General features: G+C 69.6%; 17 protein-coding genes. 14 read left to right on the top strand and 3 right to left on the bottom strand.

What is annotated here, in order from left to right; translation table 11 throughout:
* Positions 1–37 precede the first annotated feature (37 nt).
* Positions 38–1201 carry a GNAT family N-acetyltransferase gene (locus ABB55_RS25625; RefSeq protein WP_054361362.1) on the bottom strand — a complete coding sequence of 388 codons (1164 nt, stop codon included), beginning with the start codon at positions 1199–1201 and terminating at the stop codon, positions 38–40.
* A 342-nt stretch (positions 1202–1543) separates the two neighbouring features.
* Between ABB55_RS25625 and ABB55_RS25630 the strand changes: the two genes are divergently transcribed.
* On the top strand, positions 1544–2596 hold the full coding sequence (locus tag ABB55_RS25630) for a polysaccharide deacetylase family protein (RefSeq protein WP_083463950.1): 1053 nt from the start codon (positions 1544–1546) through the stop codon (positions 2594–2596).
* Positions 2597–2632: 36 nt separating this feature from the next.
* On the opposite strand, the gene ABB55_RS25635 is transcribed toward ABB55_RS25630, so the two are convergent.
* Complete coding sequence (locus tag ABB55_RS25635) at positions 2633–2848, bottom strand: DUF2842 domain-containing protein (protein ID WP_054361364.1); 216 nt, start codon at positions 2846–2848, stop codon at positions 2633–2635.
* Positions 2849–2992: 144 nt separating this feature from the next.
* Here ABB55_RS25635 and ABB55_RS25640 point away from each other — a divergent pair, with 144 nt between their 5' ends.
* Positions 2993–4054, top strand: a complete 1062-nt coding sequence (locus ABB55_RS25640) for a COX15/CtaA family protein (RefSeq protein ID WP_244472125.1) — start codon at positions 2993–2995, stop codon at positions 4052–4054.
* Positions 4055–4317: 263 nt separating this feature from the next.
* Here the strand turns inward: ABB55_RS25640 and ABB55_RS25645 are convergent, their stop codons facing one another.
* Positions 4318–4641 carry a hypothetical protein gene (locus tag ABB55_RS25645; protein ID WP_054361366.1) on the bottom strand — a complete coding sequence of 108 codons (324 nt, stop codon included), beginning with the start codon at positions 4639–4641 and terminating at the stop codon, positions 4318–4320.
* Positions 4642–5011: 370 nt separating this feature from the next.
* On the opposite strand from ABB55_RS25645, the gene coaD reads away from it, so the two are divergent.
* From coaD to ABB55_RS25705, 12 genes are all read left to right on the top strand, one after another.
* A complete protein-coding gene (coaD, locus tag ABB55_RS25650; RefSeq protein ID WP_054361367.1) occupies positions 5012–5509 on the top strand; it encodes a pantetheine-phosphate adenylyltransferase in 498 nt (165 codons plus the stop codon).
* A gap of 29 nt (positions 5510–5538) precedes the next feature.
* Complete coding sequence (locus ABB55_RS25655) at positions 5539–6090, top strand: peptidylprolyl isomerase (protein ID WP_054361368.1); 552 nt, start codon at positions 5539–5541, stop codon at positions 6088–6090.
* Between the two features lie 141 nt (positions 6091–6231).
* Positions 6232–6708, top strand: coding sequence for a peptidylprolyl isomerase (locus tag ABB55_RS25660; RefSeq protein ID WP_054361369.1), 477 nt, complete (start codon positions 6232–6234; stop codon positions 6706–6708).
* Positions 6709–6807: 99 nt separating this feature from the next.
* Complete coding sequence (queA, locus tag ABB55_RS25665; protein WP_054361370.1) at positions 6808–7893, top strand: tRNA preQ1(34) S-adenosylmethionine ribosyltransferase-isomerase QueA; 1086 nt, start codon at positions 6808–6810, stop codon at positions 7891–7893.
* The gene (gene tgt, locus ABB55_RS25670; protein ID WP_054361371.1) at positions 7890–9044 is read left to right on the top strand and encodes a tRNA guanosine(34) transglycosylase Tgt; all 1155 of its coding nucleotides are present in this window, start codon (positions 7890–7892) and stop codon (positions 9042–9044) included. Before queA ends, tgt begins: the two co-directional genes overlap by 4 nt.
* A 218-nt stretch (positions 9045–9262) precedes the next feature.
* The gene (locus tag ABB55_RS25675; protein ID WP_244472126.1) at positions 9263–10669 is read left to right on the top strand and encodes an FAD-binding oxidoreductase; all 1407 of its coding nucleotides are present in this window, start codon (positions 9263–9265) and stop codon (positions 10667–10669) included.
* A gap of 113 nt (positions 10670–10782) precedes the next feature.
* Positions 10783–11787, top strand: coding sequence for a tripartite tricarboxylate transporter substrate binding protein (locus ABB55_RS25680; protein ID WP_054361372.1), 1005 nt, complete (start codon positions 10783–10785; stop codon positions 11785–11787).
* A 101-nt stretch (positions 11788–11888) separates the two neighbouring features.
* Positions 11889–12365: a tripartite tricarboxylate transporter TctB family protein gene (locus ABB55_RS25685; protein WP_054361373.1), complete on the top strand. Its 477-nt coding sequence runs from the start codon at positions 11889–11891 to the stop codon at positions 12363–12365.
* Positions 12366–12376: 11 nt separating this feature from the next.
* Positions 12377–13882 (top strand): tripartite tricarboxylate transporter permease, encoded by a 1506-nt coding sequence (locus tag ABB55_RS25690; protein WP_054361374.1) that lies wholly within the window; start codon positions 12377–12379, stop codon positions 13880–13882.
* Entirely contained in the window at positions 13882–14583 is a 702-nt protein-coding gene (locus ABB55_RS25695; RefSeq protein ID WP_054361375.1) for a GntR family transcriptional regulator, read from the top strand. The genes ABB55_RS25690 and ABB55_RS25695 overlap by 1 nt, the downstream gene beginning before the upstream one ends.
* Before the next feature lie 4 nt (positions 14584–14587).
* Positions 14588–15451 carry an isocitrate lyase/PEP mutase family protein gene (locus ABB55_RS25700; RefSeq protein WP_054361376.1) on the top strand — a complete coding sequence of 288 codons (864 nt, stop codon included), beginning with the start codon at positions 14588–14590 and terminating at the stop codon, positions 15449–15451.
* Between the two features lie 334 nt (positions 15452–15785).
* Positions 15786–16973, top strand: a complete 1188-nt coding sequence (locus ABB55_RS25705) for a DUF2325 domain-containing protein (protein ID WP_054361377.1) — start codon at positions 15786–15788, stop codon at positions 16971–16973.
* Positions 16974–16981 lie beyond the last annotated feature (8 nt).

A 16981-nucleotide genomic window follows, 5' to 3' on the forward strand; every position in this document is an offset into this window, starting at 1 on the left:
CGATCGCCCGCAATGATCGGCGCGCGGCCGATCGCGATCAGGGCGGGCCGCGGCGCAGCGGGGCGGTGCGCAGGCGCAACTGCCGGTAGAGCTTCCAGGCGGCGGGATTGCGCTTGACCGCGCGCTTCAGGCCGAGCGCCGTCCGGGTTGCGGCCGCAAAGGCATGTCCTTTCAGCGTCACCGGCAGCAGGGTCTCGGCCAGTTCGATCTCCTGGTCGCACCAGTTTTCCTTGTAGGGCTCCTCGCCGACGCCGAAATCGAGCCCGGCAAGGCCATCCCGGCAGCCGGCCTCGACCAGCCGGTAGACCAGCGTCGTCCCGGGACCGAACCGGGCCAGTTCGTCATTGGCGAAGGACAGGAACAGGATGGAGCGGCTGTCGCCGGCGGTCGCCGTGCCGGCCACCGCGCGGATCCGACCGCCCGCCCAGAGTGCGTGCAGCCGCAGCAGCGGCGCCCCGTTCGGACCAGTCTCGGTCGCCATCCGGCGCAGGAAGCCCGCGACCCCGGCCGACGCGAACACGTTCGGCACGCCCATTTCGGCGAAGCGCCTTGCCTTCTGCTCCAGAAAGACGGCCAGCGTCGCGGCGGCCTCGCCGGCGGTTGCGGCCGTCGCGATGCGATAGTCGCCGTGCGCCTCGAAATGGCGTTCGCGCTGACGCATCCGCTTGCGCCGGTGCGAGCCGGGATGGCGCGCGAGCAGCTGCTCGAAGCAGGGCGCCAGGGTGACGACATGGCCGTTGCTCGGCGAGGCGACCGAGCCCCGGATCGTCGCCAGCGCATTGCCGCTGCCTGCCCAGACCCGCGGCTGCCGTTCCAGGTGGTAGCAGTCGATCGCGGCGCTCCGGGCGATCTCGTCAAGCGCGGAGGCGATCGTCTCGCGCGTCGTCCGTGCCCGTTCTCCCGGAGCGTAAAGGCCCGGATTGTAGTTCGCATTGCGGTCGCCGAGCCATCGGCCGACCCGGACGGCGCCTTCGCGGACCACCATCAGCGGCCACAGGAAGACGAGGTCAGGGCCACGGCGTCCGATCGCGATCAGCGGTTCGACGCCGCGGTCGGTGCCGATTTCGTCGAGCCAGAGGCGGACCCAGTCGTAGCGCTGGAACGGCGGGACCGCGTCGCGGGCTTCCAGCCACCGCCACGCGGCTTCCGCCTCGGCAAGCGTGCGCACGATCGTCACGGTCGGGTCGATGGCCGACGCCATGGCGAAGCCCCGCTGCGGTCGGGCCGCTATCCTGCCGGCATGCACTCCCGTCGATATCGACATGCTTTCCGATCCGGGCTTCATCCTCAGGAAGCATACCGTTGATTGTCGAAATTGTTAAGCCGAGCACGCAGCACCCAGGCCCTTCAATGTCGGCATATATTTAACGGCAGGCTCGGTTAACCATAGGGACAGCAATCCGCCGTGCCGGATACCCTGAAGGCTGGCCGGTTATTTTAAGATGAAGAGCACGGCAACTGGTTCTGCCGCGGTGCGCGACCGAAACGTTCAGAGTTCATTTGCCTGTTCGTGTCATGGTTGCGCAAATGACTCGGGGGAGCCATGAAGAAACTGAAAACACTGGTGCAAAGAGGAGGGATGGAGGCTCTGGCGCTGACCGGCGCCTTCCGCGTCCACCCTTTCGCCTGTCCGGGCAAAGGCTTGATCCTGACGCTGCACCATGTCCGCCCCTTCGTGCCGGGACCTTGTGCGCCGAACCGCGAACTCGAGGTCACGCCCGAATTCCTCGAGGGCGTGCTGACGTCCATCCGCGCGCGGGGCATCGATTTCGTCGATCTGGCCGAGGCCGCCCGACGGCTTGAGGATCCGGCGGCACGGCGCTTTGCGGTGGTCACCTTCGACGACGGCTATCGCGACAATCGCGAGATCGCGCGGCCGATCTTCCGCCGGCACGGCATTCCGTTCACGGTCTTCGTCACGTCCGGCTTCGTCGACCGCACCACCATGCTGTGGTGGAAGGTGGTCGAGGAGGTCGTCGGCATGGTCCCGGTGCTGACCTTCGACCTGGGCGCGGGACCTGAGGTCTTCGAGACGGCCAGCCGCGCCACGAAGGAAAGCGTCGCCAACCGGATCCTGTGCTGGGCCCGGACGGCCGATCCCGGCCTGGTGTTCGAGCGCGTCGAGCGCCTCGCCGGGGAGGTCGGACTGGATCCGTTGCGTCCGACCCGGCACGAGATCATGACGCGGGCCGAACTGGCCGAGCTGGCCGCCGACCCGCTGGTCACCATCGGCGCGCACACGCGGACGCACCCGAACCTCCGGCGTCTCGACCGGGCGGCGGCGCTCCAGGAGATGGCCGGGTCGGCCGACGACCTCGCCGGCATGATCGGCACCCGGCCGCGCTTCTTCGCCTATCCCTACGGATCGCACCGCGCCGCCGGTGCGCGCGAATTCGACCTGGCGCGCGAGGCCGGTTTCGATCTCGCGGTGACCACGCGGCCCGGCATGCTGCACGCCGAACATGCCGGTCATCGGACGGCCCTGCCGCGGGTCTCGCTCAACGGCAATTTCCAGGATCTGCGCTATCTCGACGTGCTGCTGTCGGGCGCACCCTTCATGCTTTGGAACCGGTTCCGGCGCCTCGACGTGGCCTGACCGCCGGCCCGGGAGGGCAGGGCGGACGGAGGACGATCAGGGGCCGGTGCGGCGGGGCCGGTACATCCACCAGATGATCGCGCCCGCCGGGACGATCCATGCGATCCCGGCCAGGGCGAAGTAGAGCATCCGCCAGGGCCCTTCGGCGCGGCTGATGACGACGGCGCCGACATCGGTCATCACCCAGATGTAGAAGAACACGAAGACGAGCAGCAGGACGACCCCGAAGAGGCGCTTGAGGCGAGGCGGCATGGCGGGCAGGGCTCCGTGACGCGGCGGCCGGGCCTTGGCGGGCGGGCGCCTTTGCCGCGGCGGCTGTGGAAGAAGGGACCGAATTCCTATATCGGGTCGTCGCGCCCGGAGGAAAGCCCCGGCGAACGCGCCTGAGGAATGTCCATGTCCGCCACTCTGTCCGTCACGCCGTCGGCCGCGCCCGCATCGACCGGAACCGGGCCGGTCAAGGTCTGGCTCGGCTTCGTCGCCTTCCTGGTCTTCGCCATGGTGATCGTCGGCGGGGCGACGCGGCTGACCGATTCCGGTCTTTCGATCACCGAATGGCAGCCCCTGCTCGGTGCCCTGCCGCCGCTGACCGATGCGGCCTGGCACGAGGCCTTCGAAAAGTACCGGCAGATCCCGCAGTATAAGCTCGTCAACCAGGGCATGAGCCTGGAGGCGTTCAAGGTCATCTTCTGGTGGGAATGGGCGCACCGCTTCCTCGGCCGCTTCATCGGGGTCGCCTTCCTGGTGCCGTTCCTGGTCTTCGCCGCGACCGGGCGGATCGCGCGCCGCCAGGTGCCGCGCTTCGTGACGCTGTTCGCCCTCGGCGGCCTGCAGGGGGCGGTCGGCTGGTGGATGGTCGCCTCAGGGCTGGTCGACCGGGTCGACGTCGCGCCCTACCGGCTGGCGACGCATCTGACGCTCGCCTGCTTCATCTTCGCCATGCTGGTCTGGACCGCCCTGTCGCTGGACGAGCCGGCTTCGAAGACCCCGGCGGCGGCCCGGCGCCGGCGCGGGCTGGCGGTCGGCGCCACGGTCGTGACGGCCGCGGTCTTCGTGCAGATCTTCCTCGGCGGGCTGGTCGCCGGCAACGATGCCGGTCTCGTCTACAACACCTGGCCGTCGATGAACGGCAGCTTCCTGCCGGACGCGCCCCTGGCGCTGGAGCCGGCCTGGCGCAACCTGTTCGAGAATCACGGCCTCGTCCAGTTCGTCCACCGGATCGGCGCCTATACGCTGTTCGCGCTCGCCCTCGTCCAGGCGGGCCTCGCCATGCGGGCCGGCGGTGCGGCCCGGGCGAGCGGCCTGCTGCTCGGTCTCGCGGTGACCGCCCAGGCGGCCGTCGGCATCCTGACGCTGCTGATGGTCGTCCCGCTCGGTCTCGCGCTCGTCCACCAGGGCCTCGCCGTCGTGGTGCTCGGGATCGCCGTCGCCCATCTGAAGGCGGCCCGCCACGTCTGACGCCGATAGCGGAGCGGTCGGGTCTCGACCGTTCCGGCCACCGCCGGGGAAAAGAAAAAGGCCGCGCTCCTGTTCGAAGCGCGGCCCAGGTGGTGGCTGGATGGCTAGCCACGAAGGGGGAACATCAGGCGCCCGGGGTCGCGGGCGAAGGGTGTTGGAGACCGAAGCGGCGATGGTCAGGGGGTGCGGGTGGGTTGCCGCCCCGGTCTCCAAGCTCGGGTGCCGGCGGCGCGACGGGTCAGGTCGGCCGCGACGGCGGAAATTCAGCGGCTCACCTCGGGGGCGGGCATGCGGACGAGGACCGAAGTCCGTGCGGCTTCGTCGCGCTTCTCGATGGTGATGGTCCGGACCGGCAGGATGCCGTTGTCGGCGTCGGAGGCGCAGTCCGGGGCGGCCTCATGGCCGGCGCCGGTGCAGGCCGAGATCAGGTCGAACGCCGCGGCGATGCGGGCGTTGGTGGCGGCGATCGCGATCCGGTCGGCCTTGCCGGCGGTCTCGGTGCGCTCGGCATGGGCGGCTCCGAACAGGATCGATCCGGTCAGGCCAGCCGCGGCGGCAATCGTGGCGATCATCTTCTGGAGGCTCATCGTTCCTCTCCGTCTCTCTCGTCTGGGCCCCGACCTTTCCACGCGGATCGTGAATGGTCTCGGAGCCGGTCGTTCAGGTCGTCTTCATCTCTGACACCGGTGAGACTAGCGGCGCTCCGTGTCGGCGTCTTTGCGTCCGTTCGGCAATCGGGTTTCGAACCGGCAACAGAATGGGAGGGGGACGAAACAATCCCGGCTACGACGAAACATTCCGGCCGGAACGACACGGGCGGCAGCGGAATCGCAGCGGTCGGGGCCGGTCGAAACGCTTCGAGTCCCGTCTGCCGGGGGAATCGACCGGCCCGGCCGTCCTGGCGATTCCGTCGTCCTGGCGATTCCGTCCGGGCGCGAGTTGCGCTAAGGAGGCGGCATGACCCGTACAGCGCTCTATCCCGGCTCCTTCGATCCCGTCACCAACGGCCATGTGGACGTTCTCGCCCAGGCGCTCGACATCGCCGATCGGGTGATCGTCGCGATCGGCATCAGCGCCACCAAGAAGCCGCTGTTCAGCTTCGAGGAGCGCGAGACGATGATCCGCGAGGCCGTCGCCGCGCTCGGCCACCCGCAGGCGCGGGTCGACGTGATGGCCTTCCAGGGGCTGGTTGTGAAGGTGGCGGCCGAGCGGGGCGCCTCGATCCTGATCCGCGGCCTGCGCGACGGCACCGACCTCGACTATGAAATGCAGATGGCCGGCATGAACGGCATCATGGCGCCGTCCGTGCGCACGATCTTCCTGCCGGCCTCACCGCATGTCCGCCACATCACCGCCACGCTGGTCCGGCAGATCGCCCAGATGGGCGGCGATCCGGCGCCGTTCGTGCCGGAAGGCGTCGCCGCAAGGCTCGCCGCCCGCGCCGCCGGCGGCTGACCCGACCGACCCGAACAAGGATCCATTCGATGCTCCGCAGGACTTTCCTGGCCGCCCTCGGTGCGGCCGCGCTGATCCCCGCCGTCCATGCCGCCGAGAAGCCCGATCCCGAGAACACGCTCTATCTCGACACGCAGTATGGCCGCGTCACCATCATGCTGCGCCCGGGCCTGGCCCCGAAGCATGTCGAGCGCATCAAGACCTTGACCCGCCAGGGCTTCTACAACGGCCTCAAGTTCCACCGGGTGATCCCGGACTTCATGGCCCAGACCGGCGATCCGCGCGGCAACGGCACCGGCGGCTCGCCGCTGCCGAACCTGCCGGCCGAGTTCACCGACGCCAAGTTCCAGCGCGGCACGCTCGGCATGGCCCGTTCGAACGATCCGAACAGCGCCAATTCGCAGTTCTTCATCTGCCTTGCCGACAGCCCCTGGCTCAACGGCAAGTATACGGTGTTCGGCGAGGTGATCGACGGCATGGCGGTCGTCGACCAGATCCGCAAGGGCACCAAGGAGAACAACGGCGCGGTCGCCGATCCGGACATCATCGTCAAGATGCAGGTCGCCGCGGACGTGAAGTGAGCCGGTCTGTGCGGAACGGTGCCGGTCCGCTCGGTTGCGGACCGGGGCATTTTCGTCGATAAGACCGCCCGACGCGGCTCCCTGTGGCCGCCGCACGACAGGCATGGCCGTGACGCGGCCGCTCAACGACAAGGATAGACGATGGCTGCCGATCCCGAAAACACGCTGGTGATGGAGACGACCAAGGGCCGTGTCGTCATCGAACTGCGCCCGGACCTCGCGCCCGGCCATGTCGAGCGCATCAAGAAGCTCGCCCGCGAGAAGTTCTACGACGGCATCGTCTTCCACCGCGTGATCGAGGGCTTCATGGCCCAGACCGGCTGCCCGCGCGGCACCGGCACCGGCGGTTCGAGCTACCCGGACCTCAAGGCCGAGTTCAACACCGAGCCGCATGTGCGCGGCGTCTGCTCGATGGCCCGGGCCCAGAACCCGAATTCGGCCAACTCGCAGTTCTTCATCTGCTTCGAGGACGCCCGCTTCCTCGACCGTCAGTACACGGTCTGGGGCAAGGTCACCGAAGGCATGGAGAATGTCGACAAGATCAAGCGCGGCGAGCCCGTCCGCGACCCGGACAAGATCGTGTCGCTGCGCGTCCTGGCCGACGAAAAGGCCGCCTGACGGTCGGATCGTCTGAACTGCAAGCGAAGCCCCGTGCCTCGGCTCCGGCCGGCGCGGGGCTGTCGCCGTTTTGAAGCCCGCATGTCCGGGAGTTGAGCCCTGCGCGTCGACCTGTTCGATTTCGACCTTCCGGCCGAGCGGATCGCGCTCCGGCCGGCGAGCCCGCGCGAGGCGGCGCGGTTGATGGTCGTGCGCCCGGACGAGGGCTGCCGGATCGAGGACCGGACCGTCGGCGATCTGCCCGAATTGGTCCGGCCGGGCGATGCGCTGGTCTTCAACGACACGCGGGTGATCCCGGCCGAACTGCACGGCACCCGCATCCGCGACGAGGGCCGCGTCGCCGTCGCCTTCACGCTCCTGAAGCGGGAGGGGGCGGACCGCTGGCGCGCCTTCGCGCGGCCGGGCAAGCGGTTGAAGGTCGGCGATCGAATCCTCTTCGGCGAACAGGGACGGGCCTGCCTGCTCGGCGAGGTCTGGGCGACGGTCGCCGAGAAGGCCGAGGACGGGCAGGTGCTGATCGCCTTCGACCTCGCCGGCCCGGATCTCGACCAGGCCATCCATGCCGTCGGCACCGTGCCGCTGCCGCCCTACATCTCGTCGAAACGCGCCGCCGACGCGCAGGACCTCGCCGACTACCAGACCGTCTACGCCCGTGCCGAGGGTGCGGTCGCGGCGCCGACCGCCGGGCTGCATTTCACGCCCGACCTGATCGCGCGGCTCGACGCGGCCGGCGTCGAGCGGCATTTCGTGACGCTGCATGTCGGCGCGGGCACCTTCCTGCCGGTCAAGGCCGAGGACACCGCCGAGCACCGCATGCATTCCGAATGGGGCACGATCGATGTGGCGACGGCGGACGCGCTCAACGCCGTGCGGGCGCGCGGCGGGCGGATCGTGGCGGTGGGCACGACCTCGCTCCGGCTCCTGGAAAGCGCGGCCGACGGGGAGGGGCGCATCCAACCCTTCTCGGGCGAGACCGACATCTTCATCACCCCCGGCAAGCCGATCCGCGCGGTCGACATGCTGATGACCAATTTCCACCTGCCGCGCTCGACCCTGTTCATGCTGGTCTCGGCCTTTGCCGGGCTCGACTGCATGCGGGCCGCCTATGCGCAGGCGATCGCAACCGGCTATCGCTTCTATTCCTACGGCGATACCTCGCTGCTCTTCAGGGCCACCGGCCGATGACCGCTCCGACTGAACCCGCAGCAGTGCCTGCCTTCGGCTTCCGCCTGATCGCCACCGACGGCATGGCCCGGCGCGGCGAGGTGACGACCGCGCATGGCGCGATCCGCACGCCGGCCTTCATGCCGGTCGGCACCCAGGCGACGGTGAAGACCATGTATCCCGAGCAGGTGAGGGCGCTCGGCGCCGACATCCTGCTCGGCAACACCTATCACCTGATGCTGCGCCCGACCGCCGAGCGCGTCGACCGGCTCGGCGGCCTGCACCGCTTCATGAACTGGCCGCACCCGATCCTGACCGATTCCGGCGGCTTCCAGGTCATGTCGCTGGCCAAGCTCCGCAAGCTCAACGAGCAGGCGGTCACCTTCCAGAGCCATATCGACGGCAGCCGCCATGTGCTGTCGCCGGAGCGCAGCCTGGAGATCCAGGGCCTGCTCGGCTCCGACATCCAGATGCAACTCGACGAATGCGTCGCGCTGCCGGCCGAGCGCGCCGAGATCGAGCGTGCCATGCGGCTGTCGCTGCGCTGGGCCGAACGCTCCAAGGCGGCCTTCTTCGGCAAGCCCGGCCACGGCCTGTTCGCCATCGTGCAGGGCGGCGACGACGAGGCGCTGCGTGTGGAATCGGCGCGCGCGCTGACCGCGATCGGTTTCCACGGCTACGCGGTCGGCGGGCTGGCGGTCGGCGAGCCGCAGGACGTCATGTTGCGCATCCTGTCGGCGACCACGCCCGAACTGCCGGCCGACCGGCCGCGCTACCTGATGGGCGTCGGCACGCCCGACGACATCGTCGAATCGGTCGGCCGCGGCATCGACATGTTCGATTGCGTCATGCCGACCCGGGCCGGCCGCCACGGCCAGGCCTTCACGCGGCGTGGCAAGGTCAACCTGCGCAATGCCCGCCACGCCGACGATCCGCGCCCGATCGACGAGGAGTCCACCTGTCCGGCGGCGCGGGACTATTCGCGCGCCTACCTGCACCATCTGGTCAAGGCCGAGGAGGCGCTCGGCGCCATGCTGCTGACCTGGATCAACCTGTCCTACTACCAGGACCTGATGGCCGGCCTGCGCGCCGCCATCGAGGCCGGCCGGTTCCAGGACCACAAGGCCGCCGTCAAGGACGGCTGGGCCCGCGGCGACCTGCCGGCGCTCTGAACCGGCTATCCCGCTTCATCTTCAACACCGATTGCCGTCGCCGGGCCGCGCGCCCGGGCGACGGCGCATGCGCGTTCGGTGGCCGCGCCGTCGCTGCGGTGCAGCACAACTAAGGTCAAATACCTTACATACAAGCCGTTGACGGATCGGCCGGCGGGGTGCCACTCTCCCGATGTCCGGCGGGCCTGCCGGACGCCGATCCAGCCGCGAGCCCAGACGTGACCATCGTCGTCCCCGAACCCCGCCCCGCTCTCGACCCGGCGCTCGTCGAAGCGCTGAAGGCCTTGCTCGGAAACCGGTTTTCCATGTCGTCCGCGGATCGCGAGAGCCACGGCCGCGGCGAATCCTGGCACCCGGGCGAACCGCCGGACGGGGTCTGCCGCGCGGTCTCGACCGAGGAGGTCGCCGCGATCGTCCGTCTTGCGGCGCAGCACAGGACCCCGATCGTCGCCTTCGGGGCCGGCACCTCGCTCGAGGGCCATGTCGGCGCGACCCGGGGCGGCCTGTCGATCGACCTCGCGGGCATGAACCGCATCCTGGCGGTCCGGCCGGACGATCTCGACGCCACCGTCGAGGCCGGCGTGACGCGCCAGCAGTTGAACACCCATCTGCGCGATGCCGGGCTGTTCTTCCCGGTCGATCCCGGTTCCGAGGCGACGCTCGGCGGCATGGCGGCGACGCGCGCTTCCGGCACCAATGCGGTCCGCTACGGCACGATGCGCGAGAATGTCGTGCAGCTGACCGCCGTGATGGCGGACGGCCGCATCGTGCGCACCGGAGGGCGGGCGCGCAAATCCTCCGCCGGCTACGACCTGACCCGGCTGCTGGTCGGCTCGGAAGGCACGCTCGGCATCATCACCGAACTGACGGTGCGCCTCTACGGCATCCCCGAGGCGATCTCGGCGGCGACCTGCCGCTTCGACGACATCGCCGACGCGGTCCAGACCGTGACCACGCTGATCCAGTGCGGCATCCCGGTCAGCCGGGTCGAACTGCTCGACGGCAACACGATGGCGGCGGTCAACCGGCACTTCAAGGCGGCCTTCGCCGAGGTGCCGACGCTGTTCTTCGAGTTCCAGGGCACCCGTGCCGGCGTCGACGAGCAGGCCGCCCAGGTCGAGGAGATCGCCCGCGACCATGGCGGCGCCGGCTTCGAATGGGCTTCCGGCCAGGAGGCTTTGAACCGGCTCTGGCATGTCCGCCACAATGTCCATTACGCCATCCAGGGCATGCGCCCGGGCGCGCGCGTCTGGAGCACCGATGTCTGCGTGCCGATCTCGCGCCTGACCGAACTGGTCCGCGCCACCCGCGACGACGTGGCCGGGGCGAGCTTCTTCGTCGCCACCGTCGGCCATGTCGGCGACGGCAACTTCCATCTCGGCCTGGTCATCGATCCGGCCGATCCGGCGGAACTCGCCGAGGCCGAGGCGCTCAACGACCGCCTGGTCCGCCGCGCCATCGCCATGGAGGGCACCGCGACCGGCGAGCACGGCGTCGGCTCGGGCAAGCGCAAGTTCATGACCCTGGAGCACGGGGAGGGGATCGCGGTGATGCGCGCCATCAAGCAGGCGCTGGATCCGCTCGGCATCCTCAACCCCGGCAAGGTTCTGCCGGACCCGGCCTGATCGGGACGGCCTGCCGCGTCCGGCCCGACCGGAGGGCCGCGGACGGAAATGCCCCGAAGCCGCGGAAACATGCGGCCGGCACCTTTCAACGACACTGGGAACGGAGGAAACCCATGACCACCCTGAACGTCTCTCCCCTGACCTTCGGACGCCGCACCCTGCTCGCCGCGCTGGCCGGTGCCGCCGTGCTCGCCGCCGCCGGCCCGGCCGCGGCTCAGACCTGGCCGAACCGGCCGATCACCATGATCGTGCCCTGGGGCGCGGGCGGCGGCACCGACGCGACCGCGCGCATGATCGCCTCGCTTCTGGAAAAGCAGCTCGGCGTGCCGGTCCCGGTCGTCAACCGCACCGGCGGCTCCGGCGTGGTCGGCCATCAGGCGATCGCCTCGGCCGAGCCGGACGGCTACACCATCGGCATCGCCACGCTGGAGATCGGCGGCATGCATCACCAGGGCCTGACCGCCCTGACGCATGAGGCCTACGAGCCGATCGGCCTCTACAATTCCGACCCGGCTGCGATCTTCGTGCGCGCCGACAGCCCCTACAAGACCGCCAAGGATCTGGTCGACGCGGTCGCCAAGAGCTCCGACCGCCAGTTCAAGGCCTCGGGCAGCGCGCAGGGCGGGGTCAACCACCTGGCGCTTGCCGGTCTCCTGAAGGCCGCCGGCATTCCGACCGCGCGCGTCGCCTGGGTGCCGAGCGAAGGTGCGGCGCCGGGCCTGCAGGATCTCGCCGCCGGCGGCGTGCAGATCGCCACCGCCTCGCTGCCCGAAGCCGCCGCGCTGATGGCGGCCGGCCGCATCCGTCCGCTCGCCATCCTGGCGCCGAAGCGCGACGCCGCGGCGCCGGACGTGCCGACCCTGCAGGAGGCGGCGGGCCTCGCCTGGTCGATGGGCTCCTGGCGCGGCATCGTCGCCCCGAAGGGCACGCCGGCCCCGGTCGTCGCCCGCCTGCAGGCCGAGGTCGGCAAGGCGGTCGAGACCGCCGACTATCTGAACTTCATGAAGTCGAAGGGCTACGCGACCGGCTGGACCCCCGGCGAGGGCTTCCGCGCCTTCATGGTCGCCAACGACAAGAATCTCGGCGAGACCCTGACCGAGGTCGGCCTGAAGAAGTGACCCCACGGGCGGGACGTGCCGGTCCGGGATGGCCTCGCCGCCGTCCCGGGCCGACCGCCGTCGCTGCCGCCCGTCGCGATCCGATCCCCCGGGGGACCCTCATGAAAATCCACGACACGATCCTCGGGCTGATCTTCGCCCTGATCGGGGTGGCCGTGCTGGTCACGGTCTCCGGCTATCCGAAGATGCCCGGCCAGGATGTCGGCCCGGCGGTGTTTCCCGGCACGGCCGGGGCGCTTCTGACGGTGTTCGGGCTGATGCTGTTCGTCAAGGGACGGCTGGCGCCGGCGCGCATGCGCGGGCTGGTCGAGGTCGGCCCCTGGGTCGCCTCGCCGCGCCATATCCTGGCCGGCCTCGCCACGCTCGGCGGCATCCTGGCCTATACGATGCTCGCCAACCGGCTCGGATTCCTGATCGTCGTGCCGCCGCTGATGTTCGTCTGGCATCTGACGCTCGGCATCCGCTGGCCGACGGCGCTGGTCTCGGCCCTGCTCACCACGGCGATCATGTGGGGGCTCTTCTACAAGGTCCTCGGCGTGCCACTGCCCTGGGGTCTCCTCACCCGCTACGCCTTCTGAAGGGGGCCGCCATGGACGCCGTCGTCACCGCCTTCGGGATGGTCTTCAACACCGAAACCCTCCTGATCATCGCCGCCTCCTCGATCTACGGCCTGTTCGTCGGCGCCGTGCCGGGCTTGACCGCCACCATGGCGCTGGCGCTGCTGGTGCCGCTGACCTTCTTCATGGACCCGATCCCGGCGCTCGCCGCCATGGTCACGACCAGCGCCATGGCGATCTTCGCCGGCGACATTCCCGGCTGCCTGCTGCGCATGCCCGGCACCGCCGCCTCGGCCGCCTATACGGACGAATCCTTCGCCATGTCGCGCAACGGCCATGCCGACACCGCGCTCGGCGCCGGCCTCGTCTTCTCGGCCATCGGCGGCCTGTTCGGCACCGTCGTGCTGATCGCCTGCGCGCCGATCCTGGCCGAATTCGCCCTCAACTTCACCTCCTTCGAGTATTTCTGGCTGATCCTGCTCGGCATCACCTGCGCGATCGCCATCTCGTCCGACCGGCCGCTCAAGGGCGGCATCATGCTGGTGCTCGGCTTCCTGGTCGCCTCGGTGGGATTGAGCAATCCGGCCGCCTTCCCGCGCTTCACCGGCGGCAACACCGACCTGATGGGCGGCATCGGCTTCCTGCCGCTCTTGATCGGCATGTTCGCGACCTCGGAGATCATCCGCTACGCGCTCGACACCAAGGCCCGGCCGCCGATCATCGACCAGCCGATCGTCAATGTCTTCGCCGGCATGTGGCGGCTGACCGTCAAGTATCCGGTCCAGATCGTCCGCGGCAGCGTGCTCGGCACCGTCGTCGGCGCCCTGCCGGGGGCGGGCTCGGACATCGCCGCCTGGATGAGCTATGCGGTCTCCAAGAAATTCTCCAAGGAACCGGAGAAGTTCGGCACCGGCCATGTCGAGGGCATCGTCGAATCCGGCGCGGCCAACAACAGCGCGCTCGCCGGCGCCTGGATCCCGGCGCTGGTTTTCGGCATTCCGGGTGACACGCTGACCGCGATCGTGATCGGCGTGCTCTACATGAAGAACCTCAATCCCGGCCCGACGCTGTTCACGACCAATCCGCAGAACATCTACGCGATCTACATCCTGTTCATCTTCGCCAACCTGATCATGGTGCCGTTCGGCTGGGCCACGATCAAGGTCGCCAAGCGCATCCTGGCGGTGCCGCGCGCCATCCTGATGCCCGTCATCCTGCTCTTCTGCATCGTCGGCTCCTTCGCGATGAACAATGCGGCCTTCGATATCGGCATCATGCTGGTCGCCGGCTTCGTCGCCTATATCCTGGAGGAGAACGACTTCCCCGTCGCACCGGCCATCCTGGGCGTGGTGCTCGGTCCGATGCTGGAGGAGAACCTGGTCAAGTCGATGATCAAGTCCGACGGCCATGTCGCCGACTTCTTCGAACGCCCGATCGCCGGCGTGCTCGGGGTTGCGACGCTCGTCGTCTGGACCTGGCCGTTCCTGCGCATCGCCATCGGCCGCCTGCGCGCGCGCCAGCCGCGATCGGCCGCCTGATGCCCGACCTGAGGATCGAGGCGCCCCGGTCCTTGACCGCCATGATCATCGATCGCCTGGAGCGGGCGATCGTGGAGGGCGAGTTCGGGCTCGGCGCGATGATCTCGGAGGAGACGCTGGCCAAGTCCTTCGGGGTCAGCCGCACGCCGGTGCGCGATGCGCTGGCGGCGCTGGCCGGGACAGGGCTGGTGGTGATCCTCAACAAGAAGGGCAGCTTCGTCTTCCAGCCGACCATCGAGGATACGGCGATCCTGTGCGAGTACCGCACCATCCTGGAGATCCAGGCCGTGCGGCTCTGCCATGCGCGGGCCCGGACGGAGGCCCTGGCGTCCTGGCGCGAGGCGATCGCCGAGATGGACCGCGCCTCCACCGACGATGCCGTCGCCTATGGCCGCGCCGACAGCCGCTTCCATCGTGCGCTGTTCGACCATTGCGGCAATGCCTATCTGGCCGATGCCTACCGGCTCGCCGCCGGCAAGGTGGCGGCCTTGCGCACCCACCTGACCGCGCGTTCGCGCCCGCGCCGCGACACCTCCTACGAGGAGCATCGGGCGATGGCCGACCTGTTCGAGGCCGGCGACATCCCGGCGCTCGAGACGCTGCTCGCCGAACATATCGACCGGACCCGCAAGGTCTATTGGGAGGCGCTGGCCGAGCCGGCCGCGCCGGTCCGTCCGGCCCTGACCCTGAAGGAGACATGACGCCGTGACCCGCCCCGCCGACGCCCTCAGCGCCCGCCTCGCCACCGGCCGCATCCTCGCCGCGCCCGGCGCGCCGGATGCGCTCGCTGCCCGGCTCGTCCAGGCGGCCGGCTTCGAAGCCGTCTACATGACCGGCTTCGGCGCCACGGCGAGCCGGCTCGGCAAGCCCGATATCGGCCTGCTGACCCAGACCGAGATGACCACCCATGCCCGCGACATGGCCCGCGCCGTCGCGATCCCGATCATCGCCGATGCCGATACCGGCTATGGCGGACCGGCCAACATCGCCCGCACGATGGAGGAATATGCCCAGGCCGGCGTGGCGGCGATCCATCTCGAAGACCAGGTCGCGCCGAAGCGCTGCGGCCAGCTCGCCGGCATCCGCCTGATCCCGGCCGAGGAGGCCGTGCGCCGTCTTCAGTGCGCGCTCGCCGCGCGGCCTGCCGGCGGCCCGCTGGTGATCGGCCGCACCGACGCCATGCCGGCCGTCGGAGCGGAGGAGGCGATCCGCCGGGCGAAACTCTATCAGGATGCCGGCGTCGATCTGGTCTTCGTCGACGGCATCAAGCGCATCGCCGAGGTCGAGGCGGTCGCCCGCCATGTCGAGGGGCCGAAAGTCGTCTCGATCGTCGACGGCAACGAGACCGTCGCGCTCAAGGCCGCCGACCTGGAGCAGATGGGCTTCTCGGTCGTCTTCTATGCGGTCACGGCGCTGTTCGCGGCGGCCCGCGCCATGGCGGACGCGCTCGCGGTCCTGAAGCGCGACGGAACCCCGGCCGCGGCCGCCCCCGCCCTGATGACCTATGCGGACTTCTCGGCCCTGGTCGACCTGCCGCACTACCAGGATCTCGACCACCGCTTCGGCTGAAGTCTGTCCCTGCCGAACGCGCCTTCATTTGTAATCATTCCAAGTAAGAAGAGATAAGCTTCCGTTTTGAAGAATTATAATCGAACGTCTTGCGGTTCAATTTCGTTGACCCTGTCGCAAGATCGATGCAATGCTTGGATCGTCTCCAGCGGGGCGGCCCGATGTGGCTCTTCCGCCGGATGCCGTGGACGAAGCGCGATGCCACCCGCCGTTCCGGGCGGGATGCGTCGCCCGTCCCGGTGCCGGCGGATATCGCCAGTGCCGTGCGTTCGGCGGTCCCGCAGGACGGCCCGACCCGGTTCGCGCCGGCCGTGCATCATCAAGTCACCCGGTCATGTCCATCGATACGCCCCCCATCCTGTCCCTCGCCGAGCCGGCGCCCGCCTGGGAGCCTGAGAGCGGCACGCCCGGCCGCAAGCGCCTGCGCATCTGGGAGCTGGAAAGCTCGATCCACTGCGCGGTGATCGGCACCTGCCTGTCGATCGAGGATCTGCGCCGCTTCGCCCGCCGCATGGACCTGAACCGGGTCGCCGCGGCGGAAGAATTCGAACTGCACACCTATTTCGTCGGCTCGATGCATGTCGCCAACCCGCTGTCGCGGCTGGTCGACAAGCATCTGACGACGCAGGCCGACGGCGCCTGCCGACAGCTCGACCGGGCGCCGGATGCGGCGGCCCGGCAGGCGGTCTGGGACGGCCTGATGGCCGCCGGCCGCGTCGGGCCGGCCTTCTGGGCCTTCATGACCGCGGCGTCCGTCGACGAGGCGATGAAGCGCCGCCTCTACGGCGAGATCCATATGATGTCGCATCTGCACGGTCAGGCGGTGCATCTGGTCCGGCGCAATGCGTCCGAGATGGAGCGGCGCGTCCAGGCCCTGGAGGAGCGCATCCGGCGCGATCGCCGCACCCATGATGAGGACCTGCGCGAGCGCGACCGCCGCATCGAGGACCTGACGCAGGCGGCGCGGTCGCGGCCCGGCTGCCCGCTCGGTCTCGCGCCGACGGTCGGGGAGGGCGGCATCCGCCGCGACCGCTCCCGCGAGGCGCGGCGGCTCGGTGCCCTCCGCGCGCTCGTCGCCCAGCGCAACGACGCCTTGGCGGCGGCCGCCGCCGAAATCGCCGAACTGAAGAAGCGGCTTGCCGATCTCGCGGAGACGCGCGCCAGCCTGTCGGCGGCGCCGGCGCCGCGGCCGGAGGAGGCCGTCGCCGCCGCCCGCTTCCGCCGCATCGGCTATGTCGGCGGGCGGGCCGGGGTCGTGGCGCGGCTCAGGCTGCTGGCCGCCGAACGGGCGCTCGAACTCGACCATCACGACGGCGGCGTCGAGGACAACTTCCACCGGCTGGAATGCCTGGTGACCGGCGCCGACTGCCTGATGTGCCCGATCGACTGCATCAGCCATGCCGCCTGCCGGGTCGTCAAGGAACTCTGCCAGAAGCAGTCGAAACCGTTCATTCCCCTGCGCAATTCCTCGATGGCCTGCTTCGAGCGGGCGCTCTGCGAACATGTCGCCGGCCACGGCTGACCGCGCCG

Source organism: Prosthecodimorpha hirschii, assembly GCF_001305515.1.
GTDB classification, from domain to species: Bacteria; Pseudomonadota; Alphaproteobacteria; order Rhizobiales; family Ancalomicrobiaceae; genus Prosthecodimorpha; species Prosthecodimorpha hirschii.